This window comes from Lacibacter sp. H407 (assembly GCF_037892605.1).
Taxonomy (GTDB): domain Bacteria; phylum Bacteroidota; class Bacteroidia; order Chitinophagales; family Chitinophagaceae; genus Lacibacter.
Window position 1 is genome coordinate 4,205,459 of the sequence record NZ_JBBKTU010000001.1, and the last position, 22,975, is coordinate 4,228,433.

General features: G+C 40.8%; 11 protein-coding genes. All 11 read right to left on the reverse strand.

The window, feature by feature from the left end:
• Positions 1 to 64: 64 nt before the first annotated feature.
• The 11 genes from WG989_RS18070 to WG989_RS18120 all read right to left on the reverse strand — a co-directional run bounded on the left by WG989_RS18070 (position 65) and on the right by WG989_RS18120 (position 22,966).
• A complete protein-coding gene (locus tag WG989_RS18070; RefSeq protein ID WP_340431453.1) occupies positions 65 to 1,711 on the reverse strand; it encodes a pectate lyase family protein in 1,647 nt (548 codons plus the stop codon).
• A 108-nt stretch (positions 1,712 to 1,819) separates the two neighbouring features.
• On the reverse strand, positions 1,820 to 2,758 hold the full coding sequence (locus WG989_RS18075) for a hypothetical protein (protein WP_340431454.1): 939 nt from the start codon (positions 2,756 to 2,758) through the stop codon (positions 1,820 to 1,822).
• A 29-nt stretch (positions 2,759 to 2,787) separates the two neighbouring features.
• Complete coding sequence (locus WG989_RS18080; RefSeq protein WP_340431455.1) at positions 2,788 to 4,605, reverse strand: RagB/SusD family nutrient uptake outer membrane protein; 1,818 nt, start codon at positions 4,603 to 4,605, stop codon at positions 2,788 to 2,790.
• Positions 4,606 to 4,628: 23 nt separating this feature from the next.
• Positions 4,629 to 7,775, reverse strand: a complete 3,147-nt coding sequence (locus WG989_RS18085; protein ID WP_340431456.1) for a SusC/RagA family TonB-linked outer membrane protein — start codon at positions 7,773 to 7,775, stop codon at positions 4,629 to 4,631.
• Between the two features lie 52 nt (positions 7,776 to 7,827).
• On the reverse strand, positions 7,828 to 8,574 hold the full coding sequence (locus WG989_RS18090; protein ID WP_340431457.1) for a DUF3826 domain-containing protein: 747 nt from the start codon (positions 8,572 to 8,574) through the stop codon (positions 7,828 to 7,830).
• 176 nt (positions 8,575 to 8,750) lie between these two features.
• Positions 8,751 to 11,171: a glycoside hydrolase family 2 TIM barrel-domain containing protein gene (locus tag WG989_RS18095; RefSeq protein WP_340431458.1), complete on the reverse strand. Its 2,421-nt coding sequence runs from the start codon at positions 11,169 to 11,171 to the stop codon at positions 8,751 to 8,753.
• A 64-nt stretch (positions 11,172 to 11,235) separates the two neighbouring features.
• Entirely contained in the window at positions 11,236 to 12,249 is a 1,014-nt protein-coding gene (locus WG989_RS18100) for a zinc-binding alcohol dehydrogenase family protein (protein ID WP_340431459.1), read from the reverse strand.
• Positions 12,250 to 12,260: 11 nt separating this feature from the next.
• Entirely contained in the window at positions 12,261 to 15,002 is a 2,742-nt protein-coding gene (locus WG989_RS18105; protein ID WP_340431460.1) for a family 78 glycoside hydrolase catalytic domain, read from the reverse strand.
• 7 nt (positions 15,003 to 15,009) lie between these two features.
• Complete coding sequence (locus WG989_RS18110) at positions 15,010 to 18,444, reverse strand: malectin domain-containing carbohydrate-binding protein (protein ID WP_340431461.1); 3,435 nt, start codon at positions 18,442 to 18,444, stop codon at positions 15,010 to 15,012.
• A 73-nt stretch (positions 18,445 to 18,517) separates the two neighbouring features.
• Positions 18,518 to 21,310 carry a glycoside hydrolase family 95 protein gene (locus WG989_RS18115; RefSeq protein ID WP_340431462.1) on the reverse strand — a complete coding sequence of 931 codons (2,793 nt, stop codon included), beginning with the start codon at positions 21,308 to 21,310 and terminating at the stop codon, positions 18,518 to 18,520.
• A gap of 108 nt (positions 21,311 to 21,418) precedes the next feature.
• Positions 21,419 to 22,966 (reverse strand): glycoside hydrolase family 28 protein, encoded by a 1,548-nt coding sequence (locus WG989_RS18120; protein WP_340431463.1) that lies wholly within the window; start codon positions 22,964 to 22,966, stop codon positions 21,419 to 21,421.
• Positions 22,967 to 22,975: the final 9 nt, after the last annotated feature.

Sequence of the window (22,975 nt, forward strand, 5' to 3'; positions counted from 1 at the left end):
TAAAGTTACTGTTGAGTCATTGCTTACTAAAAGATACAAAACAGAACTTTATAACCGGTGTTGATTATTTTTTCACCGCTGGTATTGGTTTTACATTCTTTACATCTACGACGCTATTGAGATAATTTTCAATATTGCTATAACCGTTCTTTGCAATTCTGGCGGCATCTGTTGCATCTTTTGAATTCAATCCAATCTTTACTTCGTATGCATCAGGTATACCGTCGTTATCGCTGTCGATATAAGGTGTGCCTTTGTATTCAGGATAGCCCCCCACCTGTGCTGGATCTGTGATGATGCCGATCTTGTATGAATCGATCGGCATGCGACGATGCTTGAATTGCGTTGCCGGTGGTTTCACGTTCGGATCTACTTCAACTTTACCAGTTGCAACCTGCTTTACAATCCGTGCATCCACTGCATCACGCCTTGGCAATGTTGCCCCTGCGTTAGCCAATACATATGTTTTTGCTTGCTCCGCTGACAAAATTGTAATTGGTGCCATTGGTAATGGCTTCGGCCATTTCATACTAGTATCAATTTCCACCTTATCATTTTCCCCTTCTACCTGTACGCCACCTTTCCAGTTATCTTTGGTTACTACAGGATAACCTTCCACAATATTTCCATTTACATAAGCACGTCCGTAATATTTTTCTTTCAGCTTGCTTCGTCCGCTTTCCGGTTTCAGTATGCGATAAGCAATGGCTGTTTTCGGTGTTGCAGGACCGGGCTTAAAATAATTATTGATGATGTTGAACTGAGCTCTGTAATCGCCACCATCAATGCTTCTGTGTACCCAATTAAAAACAACATTGTTTGCAAAGTTGAATATTCCATTCCAACCAACCGATGGGTTACGTCCGGCATTGCTTGCCCAAAGATTACGCATGAAGGTACAATTCTCACCACCAAGCGTACTACCGAATGCATGATTCCATGTATCGAGTGCTTCACCAAAAATTGAATTCTGAATTGTAATATTTACAGTACCGAATTTATCCTCAATTTTTCCTGTGCTGTCGTTATACATGTGGCGATACATGCTCATGTTCTCATCCAATCCCCATGTTGCACTTACATGATCGATGATGATATTACCAACCGGGTTTCCACCAATAGCATCATCTCTTCTTCCAACCCATGTTTCACCGCGGCGGAAACGCATGTAACGGATGATCACATCATGCGTATTGATCCACACACTTTCGCCAGCAATACATACTCCATCGCCCGGGGCTGTTTGTCCGGCAATGGTAATATACGGTGCACGGATCATCAACGGGGTTTTTAAACGGATAATACCAGCCACATTGAACACAATAATTCTTGCGCCGCCTTGCTCACAAGCCCAACGTAAACTACCGGGACCATCATCATTCAAATTTGTAACAACATATACTTTACCGCCACGTCCGCCGAAGCTGTAACGGCCACCACCTTCTGCACCTGGAAATGCAAGGATGTCTGATTGCGGCAATTCATCCACACGTGAAGCCCATGGAATATAAGGTTTGCCTTCTCTTGCTTCTTTTTGAATGATGGGCCATGCTATAGCCCACGCCGAATCGGAATGTTTATTTGCTGCACGCATCAATGAATCGGATGCCTGTTGAACATCTTTTGGAATATCAGGATACTGTGCAAACACCGTTCCTGCTGCTACGAAACAAACCACTGCTGCGAAAACTCTTTTAGAAAGGAAATTCATACTTCTTGATTATAACTTATTATGACGATTTCTCACACCGAAAACTGCTCTAATGAAAAGAGAAAGTGATAACACTTTCTCTTTTCAAATTTTGTGTTATTCTGAAACTTATTTCTGCACTTTTACATCTACTTCAATTGATGTTTCTTTATTTGGCGAATCACCATTTACAAAACGGATCAGTATAGCACCATATTTACCAGTAACCGTTCTAAAACCAATAACGTTGCTGCCTCCTGTAGTAGATACTGTTGTTACTTTTGATGCCGTACCCGAAGTCATATTACCAGCGATCAATCGTTGAATAGCTCCGGCAGAAGTTAACTGTGATACAAAGTTTACTGAAGTCGGCATTTTCTTGAAGATGGTTGCATTTTTGGTCCAGGAAGCCAGATCATAAAATGGCAATTGAGGTTGTGCTGCACTTAATGCATAGATCGTATGCTTTAAGTCGTCACCTGTTGCTGTGGTCCCACGCCCTGTAGTATCCCAATAATAACCAAAATCAATAGTCGCTGAATTAGCTGCACCATCGCTGTAGCTATAGGTTTTACCATCAATACTTGAATAGTAGCTTTTATTAGTTTTAGCAACTGAATCGGGAACAGACAATATTCTGTACGACCAGAAATGAAAATCAGGCTTCACTGTTATTTTTAATACTTTATCTCCATCGCCCAGAAACACCGCCTGACTGTTTCTTGCTAATACACGATAACTATAAGTACCGGCAGTACTATCAATCCGATAGCCTTTTGATCCGGAAAATGTATTCTTACTTCCTGTTACATTGAAGGTGTCAATGCGTACTCCGTTTCGCTGTATTTCTACATACGTCATTGGTTCTGTTGAGGTAATGGTGAAATCGAAGAAAATACTATCCTTCGGATTTACCTCAACATCCTGTGTAACAGCAAACGGGTTACCTGTTTTATATTGCACGGTAACTTTATACGCATCGATCGGCTCACGCTTTTTTTCGCAGGCAGCAATCAATACCAACAGCATACCCAGTGCAGTTATATTTTTCAGAAAACTGAATTTCATGTGATGTTGTTTAATTTGTTAGAATTGATTTATTGCAATGGATCAAATGTGCCACCAGCCCATCCAATGGTTTGTGCCATTACATAGCTCGACTGATTAAAGATATTCGGCAACGCATAGAAATAATAACGATCCGGAATACTAATCACATTTGAACCTTCAAGTGTTGCTGTGGTAACTGTAAAAATAGAAGTGTAAACAGATGGATTATTCAAGTTGGCAGTGTCTCTTGGCCGAACACCAAACGCATCCGGTTTATCAAGATAAATACGACCAGCTACAGTACCCGTTCCAGCGAAATAAGGAGACTTTGGTGCCCAGCGTAATGCAAATCTGGAGCTGATCAAGCCATAATTTCGTGTTCTTCTTAAATCCCAATAACGCTTTCCTTCCATTGCAAATTCAATCATCCGCTCATCTAAAATGAGTGAACGCATACTTGCCGCATCGGTTGCAACATCTAATCCATAATCAAATGACCCCTGAACGATACCTGCACGCTGACGTATTTTGCGCACCATATCTTTTGATTCTGCAATACGGCCTGTTTCATTTGCACACTCAGCAAGATTCATGACCAACTCAGCAAAACGGAACTCAACCCAATCCATGCCGCTGCCACCGCCTGTATTACTGTTATACAGTGCCTGTGTTGCAGCCAATGTAGGGTTGGTGATCTTTTTAGAATAGAATCCGGTAACGATCGATGAAGCTGATTCATCAAGCACACCGGTATAATTCCACTGCTTACGACCTACTTTATTACTTAAAGGCCAGATAGCACCATTGTATGCGATTGACATATCAAACCGTGGGTCTCTGTTCTGCCAAAATAATGTTGTATTGTGATCGGCCGAAGGATGCGTTATCGGCAACCCATCTTTTGTTGTGTACTTCTGTACTAAATTCCAGGTAGGCTGATTGGATCCGCCGCCTCCATTTGATTCAGAAAACGGACGGGTAATATATTCTGTATTTGTACCACGGCCGGGGCTGATGGAAACCGCATCATGCTTACGAACCAACATTACTTCTGCATTATTTTCTGTAACAAAAATGTTTGCATAGTTGGCAAATAACATGTAACCGTTTGCAACCGCTGTATCATACGCAGCCTTATTTGCTTCATATGCTTTCTCCCAACGATCTGTAATATTTGTTGGATTAAATTGCGGACTTGCCCAATACATTAATACTTTGCCTTTGTATGCAAGCGCTGTTGCTTTTGTGATACGTCCAATATTTGTGCTGTTCCAGGAAATCGGTAAATAAGCACCCGCTGAATCAAGATCATTCACAATAGCTGCAATACATTCACTTGTCTTAGCACGTGGTACATTTAAATCATCTCCATTTAGATCCTGTGATTTTAAGATGAGGGGAACGCCTCCATAAAGATTTACCAAACGGAAATACACAAGCGCCCGCAGGAAAAAGAACTGTCCTTTCAACGTACGTTTTGTTGCTTCAGGTAAACTGCCTGCATTGATCCCTTCAATGGCAGTATTGCAACGGCGTATATCAAAATACCTGTTTGTATTAATGGATGTGCCTGTACCAATATCTGTTACAGAGTTCTCCACCAATGTACCGTACAGAAAAGCGGTATTGGCATTATTCAATTCATCGGATGTATTGTGGATATTTCCGGGAGCAGGCCATACAGGCATCATCAGATCATATCCTTTATTCAGGAACAGATTTACAGCACCTTCATCATCCCATATTTTAGAATCGATACCGTTTGGATCTTCCAGATCAAAAAAGTCTTTTCTACAGGCTGATAAAACAACCGAGCCAATGCAAAGCATTAAAGCAAACCTGGTAAACTTATTTTTTATTGACATAATATTCTTGTTTTAGCAATACTTTATAATGACACGTTAACACCAAGTGAAATTGTACGCAACGTTGGGTAACTTGCAAAGTTGGATGTATAAGGGTCTTTATACTTTAACGGGTTAACAATGTTCCAGAGGTTGGTACCGGTGAGGAATGCTCTGAAATCCGGTATACGCAGTTTCTCTGAAATATGTTTTGGCAATGCATATGAAAGCACCATATTGTTGATCCGGCTTTGTGTTCCGTTAACTGCCCAGAACGTAGAATTCTCTCTTGCCAATGGCGCATCAGCACGTGGATATTTTGCATTGGTGTTCTCCGGTGTCCAATGATCGTTCCAGAATGAAGCAGCATTTTGAGTAGTTGTTGGTACTTTTCTTGCTTCACCATCATAGAACACTTTACCACCTACACGAAGGTTCATATTCATCTGCAATTTGAAGGTTTTATAAGTAACCCCGAACGTCATACCAAAACCTACTAACGGTGTTGTGCGGTTGAACATGATCGTTTCATCATTATCATCTATCCTGCCATCTCCGTTAATATCTTCAAAGTCCATAAACCCTACCTGTGGCTTTGCTCCACCGATCAGATAGTTTGGATTTTTTGCAAGGATGGCATCTACTTCTGCCTGTGTACGTAAAATACCTTTTGCGATATATCCGATGTTACTTCCATTATACTTACGTGGATCACGACCCAATGAAATTTCCAATTGGTCTGAACCGTAAGTACCTAAACGTGAAGAATTATAATACGCCTGTAATATCTGACTGTTGGAAAATCCAAAGTTCACATCGGCAGTAAAGCCCCAATCGTTTTTGAAATTGGCCCGGTAGCCGATCGAAAATTCATTACCCCAACTGATGCTTCTGCCATAATTCACAACAGCAGTGTTGATACCAGCTGTAGGTGGTAATACACCGTTCTCTAAACGATCAAATGCATCATAATTATAGCGGTGAAAGAAATCGTAGGTGAAATTGAGTTTTCCGCTCAACAGGTTCATATCGAAACCAATATTGAATGTGCGGGCTTTTTCCCATGTAATATTTGGATTGGGCGACACGTTAGGATCCAACCCGCTTGTAACTGTTGTTCCAAATAACATTCCTGTAGTTTGGGTAAACCGTGATTCCCATAAGCGGTTGTTTACACGATCTTCACCCACCAACCCGTAGTTTGCACGGATCTTCATAAAGTCGATGAAACCAAGACGGTCTCTAAAAAACTTTTCATCGCTGATCTTCCAACCCAAACCTACTGAAGGGAATAAACCCCAGCGTGTTTCAGGCGGAAAGTTGGACGATGCATCATAACGTGCAATTACTTCCAGCAAATAACGGTCAAGGAATGAATAGTTGAAACGACCCAGAAACGAGCGCTTGGCCGATTGTGTGTAACTGGGGTTACGAATGGTTTGTCCATCGTTACTAAATGCCCAGAACTGATCAACACCACCAACTAACTGTGTGTTTTTATAAAAGAAAATATTTTGTGCGTTCGCTTCGCTTTGATCAAAACCCACCATGATATCGAAATCATGATTGTCGATCTTTGTACCATAACCGATGGTTGATATTAACTGATAGCTTCCGTTAATGTCGGAACCTTCGGCCAACTGATCGGAGTTAGCAACACGCTGAAAAGGTGTGCCGGCATTTAAATTCTCTGTAAACAACAAACCATTTTGACCTCCGCGGATAAAGTTGCCTACAAAATAAGGAGGGAAATATTCTCTTCCTGTTGCGTTACGGTTGAGCCTGCCGAATTGAAGTCGTGCAGTTAAGCCTTTCAGGAATGTAGGTTTATATTCCAAAGAAGCGTTTACACTTAAGCCTTGTGAGTTTCCTCTTTTATAGTTTCCTGAATTAAACAGTGCAAGTGGATTCCAGTTGCCGGGAGGGTTAATACCGCTCCAGCCAACATAGTTTCCATTGATGGTTAACGGCACCCACTTTGGTGTTAAATAAATAGCACGTATAGAAAGATCATCTGTTTCATTATTTGCACCTTTTAACGTGTTACGGTTGTCGGCACTAAAGTCGGAAGCAAAAATTACGTTGGCTGTAAGTCCGTCAATGATCTTGGCAGTTGTACCCATTCTGAAACCATACTTCTGGATACTGATATCTCCGTAGTTACCGGTTTCTCTGAAATAGTTACCACCAGCAAAAAATGTAATTCGTTCAGTACCGCCACTTACGTTAAGGGTATGACGCATTAACGTTGTTGGCTTCCACATTTCATCATACCAACTTTGATATGGATTTGTTTTTAGAAAATCAAGGTCGGCCTGTGAAAAACGTTGATTCGTAGCAGCGCCGGTAAGTTCATATCCGTTGTTGAGCATTTTTGCATGTTCGTATGCACTCATGATCTCTGGCTTTACTGCTTCAGTAGAAGATCCAAAGTAACCCGAGTAAGAAATGCGTGGTTTGCCCGGTTTGCCTTTTTTGGTTGTAACCAACACCACGCCCTTTGCACCCGCTGCACCATAAATGGCAGCAGCCGCATCTTTCAGGAAACTGATATCTTCAACCAAACTCGCATCGAGGTTATCAAAATAGTCTTTCGTTGCTATGATTCCGTCAATTACATACAAAGGATCGGCAGTGGCACCCACTAAAGAAGCACCCGGAAATATACTTGCACCCCTGATATTGATCGATGTAGGAGAACCTGGTTTACCCGAGGCAAAATTGACTCCCACACCTGGCAACCGGTTGATCAATGCAGCACCAAGATTTGCCACCGGCAAATCTTCTATCTGAGAAGGTTTAATATTGCCAACCGACCCCAGTACATTCACTTTCTTTTTTGTACCGTAGCCAATTACAACAACTTCTTCCATTTGCTCACTGGTGCTCTTTTCCATTGTAATCGCAAGCGTGCCTGAAGCACCTGCTTTACGCTCATACACAGTAAACCCTACATATGAAAAGGAGAGTATGGATTCTGACGAAGGTGCCTTAATTGTAAACTGGCCTAGACTATTTGTGGTAGTACCCGTGTTTGTGTTTTTTACACGCACAGATACACCCTCAAGTGGGTCGCCGTTTTCTTTATTTGTTACCGTACCGCTTACAGTAACTTCCTGTGCAAATAATGTTACTGCAAATAATGAAAATACAGTCAGTAACAGCAGTTTTGGTTGTCGCAAATACTTCATGTTATATGGCATTTTGCTTTTGGGATGAATGATGATGAACAGTAGTTATTGTTTATTTAGAAGACTCTTGTTTTGCTTTGATTCGTTTCTGCCATTCTTCTCTTTCTTTCGTTAGATCGTAACCGGCGGCAGATAAATAATTATTGATGCGGCCTTTGTATTTTCCAAAGATGGCGTGTTTTTTATCAGACGATTCGCCGTCCATAGCCAATTCTCTTGCCTCTGTCAGCCAATCATAGATTTTCTTTTTTTGGTCTTCTTTAAGGGTGGGGATCATATCGAGGTAGGCAGTGTAAGTAACATGCAGCACATTGTAAGTCATAGCATTTTTCACCAGCTCAATCTGCTCTTCAGAAATAAACTGTTGTAACCCGGCAAGAAAGGATGTATGCAATTGCTGAAGTTGCGCCATCTTTTTTTCTTCCTGCTTTTGTACCTGAAGAGCAGATTCCTGAGCGGTGATCGATTGCTGTTTGATTGCTGCTAAAGCGAGTTTAGTTTCTTCGTGTATATTATTAATACTGTTATACTGATTTACAAGTACTGCTAAAACATTTTTATACTGCACAGAATCTTTAATGGAAAGTGTGTTAACGATCTTTGCTGAACGCTCTGTTATTACCTTGATGTAAGCAAGGTCGGCCTGTTTATTTTCCTGTGCGCATGTAAACGAAACTGATGCGATGCTGATAAGGGAAAGTAGAATTTTACTTGCAGAAAATGAAGTGAATGTTTGAAAGAAGCTCTTAACGGGCAGCTTTGAAATAGCACTATTATATACAAGCAAATATCGTTTCATTCTACAGCATTTAATCGTTTTTATGAGTGATGTTGGAGGAGACCCAATCAATTCATTCACGAACTAAAGGTACATTCACCACCAGCCATAAAAATGTAAGGTTTTGCTATATTGATGGAACATTTTACTATTCACCAAATAACTACGGAAACGTTCCCGGAATTTTTTTTCGCCTGTTAATTCCCGGTTTGCAGCGTAAGGCTGGCTTCTTTAAATCCGGCAGCTTTTGCTATTACTGTAATATTTCCCTGTTTTTTGGTGGATTGGATAATGGCTATTGCAAGCCCCTTCCATGTTTTACGTTGCGGACTTTTAAGCGAAAGACTATCGGCCGGAAAACCGTTATCTGTTCCTGCAAGAAACCCCGTGCCGGTAACAGAAAATTCAAGAAGTTGATCGGAATCGGGAACAGGGTTTCCATCTTTATCTAAAAGCCTCGCTGTAATGAAAGAGATATCTGTTCCATTGGCTTTAATTTTAGTTCTGTCTGCAATCAGTTGAATTTTTGCGGGTGCATCTGCCGTTCTTATTTCTTTCGTCAATACTACCCTTCCGTTCTTTTTCGATACAACTTTTATTGCTCCAGGTTGGTAAGGCACTCGCCACATAACATGTAAGACATCTGTTGTTTTCGATTTGCTGCCTACCGATTTCCCATTGATAAATAATTCCACTTCATCCGCATTATTGTAATAAGACCACACATCAACCGTGTCGCCTTTGTTCCAGTTCCAATGCGGGAATAAATGCAAAACAGGTTTTGTTGTCCATTCACTTTGATAGAGATAGTAAACATCTTTTGGAAAACCGGCCAGATCAATTATACCATAGTATGAACTACGTGCAGGCCATGCATACGGAACAGGTTCACCAATAAAATCAAACCCACTCCACACAAACATGCCCGACATGAATTTGTATTTGTTCACAGCAAGTAATGCAGCTTCATGCGACGAACCCCAGTATGCATACACATGATCATAGGCGGATACACTCATATCTGCATTGCCTTTTACTGTAGGCGTTTTACCATCGGGAGGCCAGAGACGATTGCTATCACTGGGCATATCGTAAGAGCCTCTTGATGATAATGCAGATGCTGTTTCTGTTGCAACAAATGATTGACCGGGAAAACGTTTCGGCAAGTCTGCATAATCGTACAACTTATAATTGAAGCCGAGTACATCCAATGCTCCTGACTTCCAAATAAAGTTCTTCTCAGGAAAGTTTTCGGTAAGTGCACAGGTAACAGGTCTTGTTGTATCAATTGCTTTTACCAATTCAACCAAACGTTTGGCAATGGTTGTACCGGTGCTGTCGAACTGTTCTCTTATTTCGTTACCGATGCTCCACATAAAAACAGAAGGATGGTTACGATCACGCAACACCATTGCCTGTATATCACGTGCATGCCATTCATCGAAGTAAAGATTATAGTCAAATCTGTTTTTCCTTTTCTTCCACATATCGAATGCTTCCACCTGAACCAAGAAACCCATTTCATCGCAGAGATCAAGTATGGCAGTTGCAGGTGGATTGTGTGAGAAGCGGATAGCATTCACGCCCATCTCCTTTAATATGTTCAACTGGCGTTTTGCTGCTGCATGATTATAGGCTGCACCTAATGCACCCAAATCGTGATGCATACAAACGCCTTGAATTTTTAACGGTTGATTGTTGAGAAAGAAACCATTTGCAGCATCGAAGCGGAATGAACGAATGCCGAAAGTTGTATTAATCTCATCAATTAGCTGGCCGTTGCGTTCAATTCGTGTAACGGCTTTGTACAAATATGGTTTTGTTGTTGACCAGAGTATTGGTGTGTTGATTTGCAATTGATCAGCATACGAATAACCACCAACAGGTATTGTACGCAATAACATATGTTTTGATGTAGCGATCTTCTTCCCTGCTGCATCATACACATCGGTGTACAGTTTTACAATTTCTTTTTGATTGCCTGTATTTGAAACCTTGTATTGAACAGAAACTGTTGCTTTGTTTTTGCTGATGACGGGTGTTGTGATGAAGACGCCTGCTTCTGCAATTGCTACATTATTTGTTGTAACCAATTTCACATTCCTGTAAATGCCGCTACCGCTGTACCATCTTGAATCGGGTTGCAGACTGTTATCAACTTTCACCGCAATCACATTGGGTTTACTATAAATTAAATGTGCTGTGAGATCATAAGAGAAATTAATATAACCGTAAGGACGCTTACCTAAATAATGTCCGTTGATCCATACTTCACTGTTCTTATAAACGCCATCAAATTCAATACGTGTTGTTTTGCTTTTTGAAGCAAGAGGAAGAGTGAATGTTTTACGATACCAGCCAATCCCGCCCGGCAATGCACCACCCTGGTTGGTTGCAGGAAATACAGATGAGAAATTGCTTTCAATACTCCAGTCGTGTGGCAGGTTTAAACTTCTCCATTTTTCATCGTTATAGTTTGTATTCCTTGCAAGACTATCGTTACCCAACAAGAATTTCCAGCCGTTGTTGAAATCAACTAACGAACGAACCTGTGCGGTTGAAAATAAATTCAACAACAGGAAAGTAACAACGAGTAAAGTATTTCGATTCAACTTCATTTTATTTTTTGTCGGAAGACGGAAAATTTCTTTGTGCTTCTTCCTGCCTTTGCGTCTTCGTAGTTCAAATTTCCACCATTGCTTTGATGACGCCATTCTTTGGATCGAGCCAGCTTTTGAAATGATCTTTCACTTCATCAAATTGTACACGATGGGTAATGTAGGTTGCAGGATCAACGAGTTTGTTGCGCATGCACATCATTACATGATCAAAATCTTCTTGTGTGGCATTGCGGCTGCTCATGAGTGTTGCTTCACGTTTGTGAAACTCAGGATGACTTACGATCAACTCTCCTTTCTGTAAACCAACCAACACATATCTTGCGCCATGCGCCATATACAAGAATGCACTGTTGATGGCTTTTTGATTGCCGGTTGCATCAATTACCACTGTTGGCATATCGCCATTGGTAATTTCTTTTAAACGTTGCAGCACATCTTCGTTTAATGGATTGATGGTATGCTGCACTTTTAGTTTATCCTTACAGAAATTCAAACGTGTATCATTTACATCCATGGCAATTACCTGTCCGCCTGCAATGCGACCAAACTCCATAATGCCCAAACCAATGGGGCCAGCACCAATTACCAATACAAATTCACCTGTACGAACGCCTGCCCTGCGGATGCCGTGTGCACCGATAGCTAAAGGCTCCACCAATGCGAGTTCATCAAAACTCATATCGCCGCCATGCAGCAATGCAGAAGTGGGAACAGAAATAAATTCCATCATACCACCATCTACATGCACGCCAAATACATTGATGGCTGCACAACAGTTAGGTAAACCATTGCGACAGGCAATACATTCGCCGCAATGAAAATATGGGATGAGTGTTACACGCTCTCCTACTTCAAATTCTGCATCGGCATCAACCTGTACAATTTCGCAACCCAACTCATGACCGAGTATGCGTGGATAAGCAAAGTAAGGTTGCGTTCCTTCAAATGCATGAAGATCGGTTCCGCAGATACCGATGCGTTTTACTTTTAATATTGCACGACCGGGTTGAATTTCGGGTCTTTCTTTTTCTACATATTCAAATGAACCCGGTTGCTGACACACTAATGCTTTCATAAAATCTTTTATTAGTTAGTTGCTACACTAAATTGATAATTACCTGAACCAATTTTCACGACGGCTCTTCCTTTTTCATAAACAGCCGTTACCTTTTTCCCATTCAGCAATACAGTTTGCCCCGGCTTTGCAGGAACGTACACAACTGCTGTACTGTTTGCAGGTATTTGCAGCTGCAAGTTAAATGATGAAGTTGTTTTTACCCATTCACTTTTAATTAAACCATAAGGCGATTCAAACGTTGCTTTTGCATTTGTTACGTCACCCACCACTTCAGGCTTGATCATAACTTCTTTATAGGCTACTGAATTTTCTGTTTGTTTGATACCGGCAAGACCTGCATAGAACCATTCCATCAAATGCCCCAGCATAAAATGATTATTCGATACCGATTCATAGGCCTGCCAGCTTTCCGTGAGTGCAGTTGCACCATGCTTGAGCTGATAGCCATAACCCGGCACATCATCACGATAATTCATATCAAAGATCACATCACTTCTTCCGGCTTGTTCCAAAGCTTTCAACACATAACGGTAACCGATATCGCCTGCTGTTAATGCATTGTTCCTGCTTTTTATTTCACGGATCAACGCATCAACAACCGCCTGCCTGTTTTTCTCTTCCACCAAACCCATATACAAGGCCATTGCATTGGCAGTTTGACTTGAAGAATCGTATTGCAGTTTGATTGGATCAAAAAATGTTTTATTGAAAGCTGTTTTTACATCTGCTGCCAGTTGCTGATAGAATTTAACATCTTCATTCTTCTTTAACATCGTGGCTATTTTGATCATGATGTTGAGATCATAGTAAAACGTAGCGGTAGCTGTTACACCCATCTTCGTCATTTGTGCAAAGCCTGATTTCTTTGGGCCAATATCAAACCAATCGCCCAAGCCATGCGACAAAATATTATTATTCGCTTTGCTTTTCAGGTACAGCACATAAGCCTTCATCATATCATACGACTGCAACAATGTTTCTTTATCGCCATACCATTGATAATTATACCAGGAATAAATGATCGCTGCACTTCCCCACTCCGGCGATTCATCAAACGGTGGTGTAAACACAGTAAACTCGGGAGCGATCTCCGGAATTTTTCCGTTGGCATACTGCGCATTCTTCATGTCGTTGATCACTTTCTTATTCAACGCTGCCACATCATAATTGTAATGAACAGAAGTGCCGACTAAATGTGTTTCTTCGAGCCATCCAAGTTTTTCTCTGTGCGGACAATCGGTGAACACGCTTACCATATTACTTTTAATGGCCCAGTCGATCAATGTATGTGTGCGGTTAAACAGATCGTTTGAACAACTGAATGAGCCAACCGTATTCGCTGCATTACGGATATGCAATCCTTCAAGTTTTACCACTTGTGGAAGTGATTGATTATTTTCTTTCGGTTTGCAATGCACTTCCACATATCGGAAGCCGGTGTATGTAAACAACGGATGCCAGCTTTCTTCGGCATCACCTTTTAAAATATAGGTAAAGAAAGATGGACTACCTGTTGCTGTTTGATTAGCCGTTCCGTCTGCATTGATCAATTCACCACAAATTAATTTCACCGTATCGCCTTTGCTTCCTTTTACTGTAATGGCAGGAACACCAGAAAAATTTTGTCCAAGATCATATAACGTAACGCCTGGCTTTAATTCACGTTTGGTTTGTGTCGTTAACTGTTGCATCACTTTCACCGGTTCATTCATTTGCGATTCAAGTAATGCAGGGCCTTTGGTAATGATCACCTGTTTCCATTTCGCATCATTAAAGCCTGGTTGATTCCATCCTTGTTGAAAAAGATTGGCATCATAATCTTCGCCACCGAATATGCTTGAATAGATGATGGGTGATTGATCTGTCTTCCAGCTTTCATCACTAATAATCTGCTGTGTCGATCCATCAGTAAATTCGATCAACGTTTTTGTAATGAGTTTTGGATAACCATAAGCGCCGGTCATCTTACGGTAACGTTCAGAGGGAATATAATAAAATCCATTGCCAAGCATTACGCCAATAGCATTCTTCCCCTCTTGTATATTCTTTGTTACATCAAAAGTTACATATTGTGCATGTTTGCTGTAATTCGTCCAGCCAGGTGCAAGAAAATGATCGCCGATCTTTTTGCCGTTGATACTTAATTCAAAATGACCAAGACCGCAGATAAACACTGTCGCCTGTTTGATTTTTTTTGCAACAGCAAATTCTTTACGTAGCACAGGTAGGATGTCTTTTCTCGGGCCCCATGCTTTTTTTCCACTCTGGTGCACATGCGGAGCAATAATAGCAGTATCATTGATCTCCTCATACCCGATCCATTTCGCATTGCTCCAGTCTTTTGTTTGTAGTAAACCCATTTGCCAATGTTCAATACTGCTCCATGCTGACACATTTCCTTTGTTATCCCACACCTGCACTTTCCAGAAATATTTTTTAGTGGATAGCAATGATTTCCCGGAATAAGCAACTTGTATTGAAGCTGAAGATTTGATCTGCTTAGAGTCCCACACATTACCGACATTCTTTTTCAATAACGCTTCATCATCGGCAACAAGAATGTGATATGCAGTTTGAAATATATTTTGTTGAGTGGATTGTAATTGCCAGCTGAGTTTGGGCTGCAGGGCATCAACACCTAAAGGATTGCTGCGGCTTTCGCAACGAAGATTGGCAACAGTTAATTGTTGAGCGTGCACAAAAATTGTACAAAGCAAAAAGCAAGCATTAATGAGAATCGTTTTCTTCATCGTTCATCTATTGTATTTCGATACCTGAAATGGCCAGTTCAGTTCCGTTTTCTGTTACCAGTTTCACCACATAATTTCCTGCATTAATCTGCGAACCTGTATTGACGGTGAACTGGTTCCATTTACCTACCCGTGTAAATGTAAACTGAACAGCTTCCTCCATCATCCTGTTGCCACCTGCATCAAACAATTGCAATTTCGCTTTTACTATTTGTTCTTTGGGGTAATAATATTTTACAGTGATGGAATAAATATCACCCACACCTGTTTGCACCGGCCATTGAATAGATGTTTCAGCATTTGATTTAATGAGGGTACACCATCTTCCATTCATCGAATCTTTTACCACACCTTCGCCAATAATAGCAACATTGCTACGATATGGAGTGATGGGTTTCAGATCGTATGCAGGTTGCATTTTATTTACAGGCAGAAAAGCAAGCACAACATTCTGATCGATTGTCAAGTTTACTTTTTCATCTTTTGCATAACGCTTGCGATAAACGTTGTAAACAGTACCACCATCTTCATTGGTGATCAGTTCTGTCTTGGTTAACTCTCCGGCGGGAGGCTGTGTTAACGACTTCTTTACTGAAAGAAAAACATCAAGGTCAATGGTTGGCACAAAGCTTACTGTTTGCTTCTGTGAACTATTACTCAGTTGAATCCAATCAGCGCCATATAAATTAGAAGGAAGCGAATTGAACTGAATTGTTCCGTTTGCAAATTGTTTATCGCCGATATCAAGCCAGCTTTGCTCTTTACAGTTTTCACACGAAAGACCACTGATAAATGATGAAATTGATTTCGTTGAAATGCCTTTATTAATGGAAGCAATGGCAATTGCCGAAATGGTCGCTTGTCCAGATTTACTTTCAGGGAATGAAACAACCATCTTGCCACTGCTTATTTTCGCTTTCACTGTTTTCTTTAAGGCTGCATTTACTCCAACCTCTTTCGAAATATCAAGATCTTTCAAAACTGTTTTATCATTGATGGCCACATCAAACAACCGCATACCGGTAGCGTTGATGCCTCCACCGATTCCCAGCCACGGTTCAACGAAATAGAATTCAACTAAATATTCACCATCAGGTAATGCAAATTCATAACTCAGCTTATCTTTTCCATAACGGAAATCCTGGAAGAGTTTCCAATCTTTTGTTCCTTTTATTGGACTGAATGTCCTACGTTGACTTGCAAAGTTGATTGGCACTTCCGGAAAATCCTTTGTCCATGACGTGGCAAAACCTTTATCCGCCAACCATGTGTTTCCATTCTCATCTTTATATTCTCCTCCTCCACAATTGACACGATAAATATACTGATAACCTGCTGTTGGCTTAGTCAACGGTTTTGTGTTCGCATACAACTGTTTAAAGTTGGGTGATTTAGGCAAGTGATTCAACACAATGGTATCTCTTGCTACAGTTCCTCCATTTACATAACCCACAGCATACAACACATTGTATTGAATATTGACATTATTCCACTGAAAGTGTGTACCAATACCGTTCTTCTTTTGTTTACCAAGCGATGAACCGTTTATATCATTGAACAATTCCACTTCATCACAATTGCTGTACACGTAAATGCTGTCTCTGATGCCGGGCTTCATCCACCTGTTCGGCCATGTATGCGAAACAATGTAAACCATCGGTTGGCTTTCTTTCGGCGCATAATTACTCCGGAACATGTAATAGGCATCCGTTGGTTCTTCCCAAGGTGTAAGCAATCCTTTATAATTCACCGGACCAATACGATCGAGTTCACGCAAACCTTCACCACCTTGCACACGACCAGGGTTATCATGCGATGTTAACAACCAAAAGAATTGTCCTGCACTGCTGTCTTTCACCGATTCTGCTAATCGAACTTTCTGTTCCATTAGTTGCACCATGCGGTCTTCACTTAAAATTCCGTTTTGTACAAAACCACCTTCGGTATGCAGATCAATCGTACGCCATGCACCATATTCACCAATCAATACTTGTTTTTTTACATCATCATCATATGTTGCAGGATCACCGCCATAAGTGCCAGTCCAGTTTTGCGGCACATCCCAATCAGTTCCAGTTCCGCCATTACAGGTTGTAACCAAACGTTGCGTTGATGCAGTGGGATCTAAAGAACGGATCAACTCTGTACATTCTTTTGCAAAATCTTCCGGCAGTTTACTTTCATTCTGCAAACCCCATAAAATAATGGAAGGACTGTTACGCCGTTCAATCACCCACTCTTTCAACAGTTGTTTGAAATTCTTTCTGAACTCAGGTGAATCGTACCATACATGTGCTGATAATTGTGTCCACCATAAAATTCCTTTTTGATCACATAATTGCCCGTACAATAAATTGTGTGGTTGATGCCCATCACGAAATGCATTGAAGCCTGCTGACTGCAGCCATTTGAATCGTGAAAGAATTTGCTCATGACTGAATGCATGACTTTGTCCCAGCAAATGTTCATACTCTGCAATGCCGTTGATGAAAACAGGTTTGCCATTTAAGAAAAACTGGTTGGTTGGGTTCTTCCAGTTGATAGTGCGGAAACCAAATTCTGTTTCTGTTTTATCAACAACAAGATTGTTCTCTTTAACGATTGAAACGATCTTATATAAATAAGGGTCTTCAACCGACCACAAGTTGGGTTTCGTTATTCTGATATCCCTTTGCAAAACCGTCAGTGAATCTTTTCCCTTCATCTGTTGAACCAACGAAACTTCTTTTACGATCTTTCCTTTTGCATCCATCAACTGATGAACAACTGTAACTGATCTGTTGCGGTTTGAATAATTTTTAAACGTTGTATTGATGGATAGAGTTGCTTCTTCTTTTTTTAAATCTGCCCATGCATGAATACCGAATGGCTCAATACGAACATCATTTGTTGCAATCAAATGAACCGGACGAAAAATACCCATTGGTTGTGAACCTTCGGAGAAACCACGTTCATCACTGCATCCACCACAAACCCAGGGCAGGTTTTGAATATTGGATGGATGATAAGCTCTTACTGCTAATTGATTTATTGTTCCATCTGTTTTGATCACATCCGTTACATCCAATGTAAAAGTTGTTCGTCCACCAATATGCTCACCAACTTTTTTATTGTTGAGATAAACGATTGCATATGATCCCACTCCTTCAAAAAACAAAAAGAAACGTTTACCAGCTGTTGTTTGTTTTGTTGTAAATGTTTTCCGATACCATGAGTCACCATGACGGTTTCCATGCAATAATCTCCTGTAACCTTCATACTGATCCCAGTTATGAGGAATGTTTACTTTCTTCCAGTTGCTGTTGATTACAGTTTGATAAGTATTGACAGGTAATTGCTGATCGTTACTTGTTGTAATGCTGAACCAGTTTTCGTTTAATGAAATATCCTGGCGTTGTGCGGAAGAGTTGAACCACAGAGATACAAAGACACAGAGAAGCACAAAGAATTTCACGCAAAAGATCTTATGTATTACACATTGCTTCTTTGCATCTTTGCGTGAAGAAAAAAGACTTTTATAATTGTTTAAGGGCTCCATCAAAATTATAAACTGTATTTGCTTTTGTTTTTATGTTAATGATCTTTCCGTTATAGCGAAGAAGCAGATCATTTCCTGTTTTTGATTTAACTGCGAGTTTCACCAACTTTCCTGCATTCCATTTCATATCCATTACAAAACCACCTCTCACACAAATACCTTTTACTTCACCATCAGCAAACGCAGTTGGCAAGGCAGGTAGAATGTCAACATACTTGGTATGACTTTGCACCAGCATTTCACCAATACCTGCAGCACCACCAAAATTTCCATCGATCTGGAACGGCGGATGTGCATCAAACAAATTCGGATAACTACCTGCACCACCTTTCACCGGACTCAGCAACATCTTCACCATGGTGAATGCATGTTCACCATCTTTGAAACGAGCCCAGCAGTTGATTTTCCAACCCAAGCTCCATCCCGTTGCTTCATCACCACGGAAGATGAGTGATTGCTTTGCAGCATTCATCATCGCCGGTGATTCATCATAGTTAATTTCACTACCGGGATACATGCCCCACAAATGCGAGATATGACGATGCTTATTCTTAGGATCATCAACATCCTGCATCCATTCCTGCAACTGTCCATGCTTACCGATCATGTTCGGTGCGATCTGTTTGTATTTTTCTTTTAATGTTGTACGCAATGCCGCATCTACATTCAGAATTTCACTTGCTTTAATTACATGTTGCAATAATTCACGGATGATCTGATGATCCATTGTTGGGCCCGCCACCAATCCACCTTGCTCCGGCGAGTTTGATGGTGTACTGATGAGATAACCAGTCTTTGGATCTTTTATAAGAAAGCTGTTGAAGAATAAAGCGGCATCTTTCATAATGGGATATGCTTTGTTCTTCAAAAAGTTTTTATCCTGTGTAAACAAATAACGTTCCCACAAATGCTGGCACAACCATGCACCACCTGTAACCCAGATGCCATGATTGGCTGCATTGATAGGCGCAGTACCTCTCCACAGATCGGTGTTATGATGCAATACCCAACCCGGTGCGTTGTAATGATCCTTTGCTGTTTGCTTTCCTGTTACAGCCAATTCACTGATCATATCAAACAACGGCTCATGCATGGGCGATAAGTTCAGCAACTCTGCCGGCCAGTAATTCATTTGTGCGTTGATGTTTGTCGTGTACTTACTTCCCCAAGGTGGATTCGTCAGATCATTCCAGATACCTTGTAGGTTTGGTGGTTTTGTACCGGGTCGTGAAGAAGAGATCAATAAATACCTTCCGTATTGTGTGTATAATGCAGCAAACGACGGATCATCACCATTTACGAAATTATTCAACCTGTCAATGGTAGAGAGCGCTGATTTATTGCTATCTCCTATTACAATTGAAAATGCATTGAACCATTTTTTATACTCCGCAATGTGTGCTGCTTTAATTTGCTGATAAGTTTTCCCGGCAACAGATGCCAGTGCATTTAAGCATGGCAGTTTCGGATCAGCAGTAATGTCTTTATAGTTTTTATAGTTTGTTCCTGCAGTAAGATAGATGGTTGCTTCATCGGCATTTGCAACGGTCAGTTGCCCATTCTCAATGTTAACCGTTCCTGCTTTTGCTACAACACGCAAATAACTTTCGCCACGCAATGCACCTGTTCTTACTTTCACCGATAACACAAGATCATTCTTGACCTTTGTAACTGTATAGTTTTTATGCGGACTGCTTAACTCAGCTGTAAAACTAATGCTTGCTTTTTGAGATGAGGTGAGATGAATAACAATTGCCTGGTTTGGCTGACTTACAAAATACTCTCTCGTATAATTTATGCCGTTTGCTCTATACGACGTGGTAGCAATTGCATTGGCAATATCCAGTTCTCTTCTGTAATTGGTTGCACTACTTGTATTGCTGAATTTTAAATTGAGATCACCAAAAGGTTGGTACGATGCCTGGTACACACCTACTGGTGGTGGATTATCATTCTGTACAAAATATTTCCATTGACCATTCAATGAAATTTTTGCTTCTTCATTATTTATAGGATAAACACCAATATGCTTTACCGTATCCTTATAACCATAAATGCCACCTTTGTCAAAAAAGTTGAGAACTAAAATAGCGATGGTATTTTTTCCTCTATGCAGAATATTTTTTGCAACAGTATACTTTCTTCCCTCAGTGTTTTGCTGGCTACCCACTAACTGCCCATTCACATAAGTATAATCCCAATCACGAATACGATTGAAATCAAAAACCATATCTTCTTCTTTCCAATCATCCGGCAACACAAAACTTTTTCGCAACCACACTGCACCATCCAGTCCTTCATGGCCCACTGTTTCCCAACCATCCCAACTCGGCACTGTCATTGTTTGCCATTTGCTGTCATCAAAATCTGCTGCAGCATATTTTTTATCAGTCGTTGCTTTCGAAATCCAACCGCTACGTTCACCATCATAACTTTTCAAACCCATAAACTCTTTCTCAGCTAACGCTTCTGCCTCTTTCTGTTTTCCAGCAAACAACAGTTGGCGAATGCTGTCTAAATATTGATATGCACTGGGTCTGCTATAAGCTCTTGGCTCACCTGTCCACAATGTTTCTTCATTAAACTGGATACGATCATTTTCAATACCGCCAAACAACATGGCGCCAATGCGGCCATTGCCAACTGGCAAAGCTTCCGTCCATTTAACTGCAGGTCTGGGATACCAGAGTTTCAGATCCTGTGCACAAACAAATGCATTACACGTAAAGAGCAATGCAAAAACGAAAAATATTTTTTTGTATGTCATCATTTGAATTCTATTAAGCTTCTGTTGTGTCACTCTCTTGTGCAACAACAATTCTATTCAGCATTTTTCAACCCATCTGACGGAACGCACTCACTACTCACCATTCACTACTCACCTAATCACTTCTTCCTTCTTCACATCATCTGCCACCACTACTGCTGCTTCACCAAGTGTATTATTTTTAAACAGAATGTTTTTTGTGTTTGCCCCTTTTATCTCTGCAAATGTTTTTGTTCCGTTGAAAGGCCAGTTATTCATCAGCAAAACGTTCTCAACATTGGTTAATCGAATAAGCGAAGCAGTTGTCAAAGGCTTTGCAGAAACAAATCCATTCACCGTTAATCGCTCTGTTTTCTCAACTGATAAAGAAGCGCCTGTTTTTGTATTCACCCGAACATTATGTAGTTCAATATCTTTTCCATTGCGGATGGTGATGCCTGTTTCCGCTTCAAACACACAATCATTCAAACTGATCTCACTCACAGGCATTTCATCCAGACCGTTAATATACATGGCTTGCTTAGTATAAGCAGTGATATTGCTAAAACGGATATTACGGAATTGTGGAGTCCGTTCGCTCACCGGTTCAGGCGGCACTTTTGAATACTCCATATCCAGCACAATCGCCTGTGCTTTGATATTCTTCATGATAATATTATCAACACGAATATCTTCTACTACTCCACCTCTTCCTCTTGCTGTTTTAATACGGATACCACGATCAGTTCCATCAAACACACAATTGCTGATGGTGATCTTCTTTACATCACCACTCATTTCACTGCCGATTACTACACCACCATGTCCACTTAACATAGTGCAGTTCGTGATGGTATAATTTTCTGCAGGCGTTGCTTTTGTTCTTCCGGGAAGATCCTTTCCCGATTTAATAGTAATACAATCATCGCCCACGCTGATATGACAATCTGAAATATGTACATACCTGCAACTCGATGGGTTGATGCCATCTGTATTCGGGGATGGAGGATTATTGATGGTTACAGCTTTGATGGTGACGTTTTCGCAGAACTCAGGCGTTACTGTCCAGAAAGGAGAGTTGGTAATGGTAATTCCTTCAATCAACACATTCTTGCAATACAATGGTTGAATAAATGGGGGACGAAGAAACCCACGTTTCATTTGTGTCGGATCATCGGGTAACGGGATATTTTTATTTAAACTGTCGAACAACAGCTGGTATTTATTCCGTTCAGTTTGATTTTTATAAAACGTCAATGCATAATTCCACCACTTCTGTCCATGACCATTGATCGTTCCTCTTCCTGTAATAGCAATATTCTCTGCTTTGTACGCATAGAACAACGGCGAAAAACTCATCACATCCACACCTTCGTAACGGCTTTGCACCATTGGCAGGTAATCATCAAAATTATCAGAAAAGTGCAGCTCTGCACCTGCATCAATGAGGATGGTGATATTGCTTTTCAAATGAATGGGGCCGGTTAAATATTTTCCAGCAGGAAAATAAATTGTACCACCTCCTGCTTTTGATGCAGCAGCAATGGCATCGGCAATAGGTTTCGTTGCAAGTTTACTGCTGTCATTCTTTGCACCGTATTTGGTTACATCGTAAAAGCGCTGAGCCGTTGCAGTAAAGCAAACGGCTGTAACAAAAGCAAAGAGAATCAGTTTTTTCATCTTTTTATT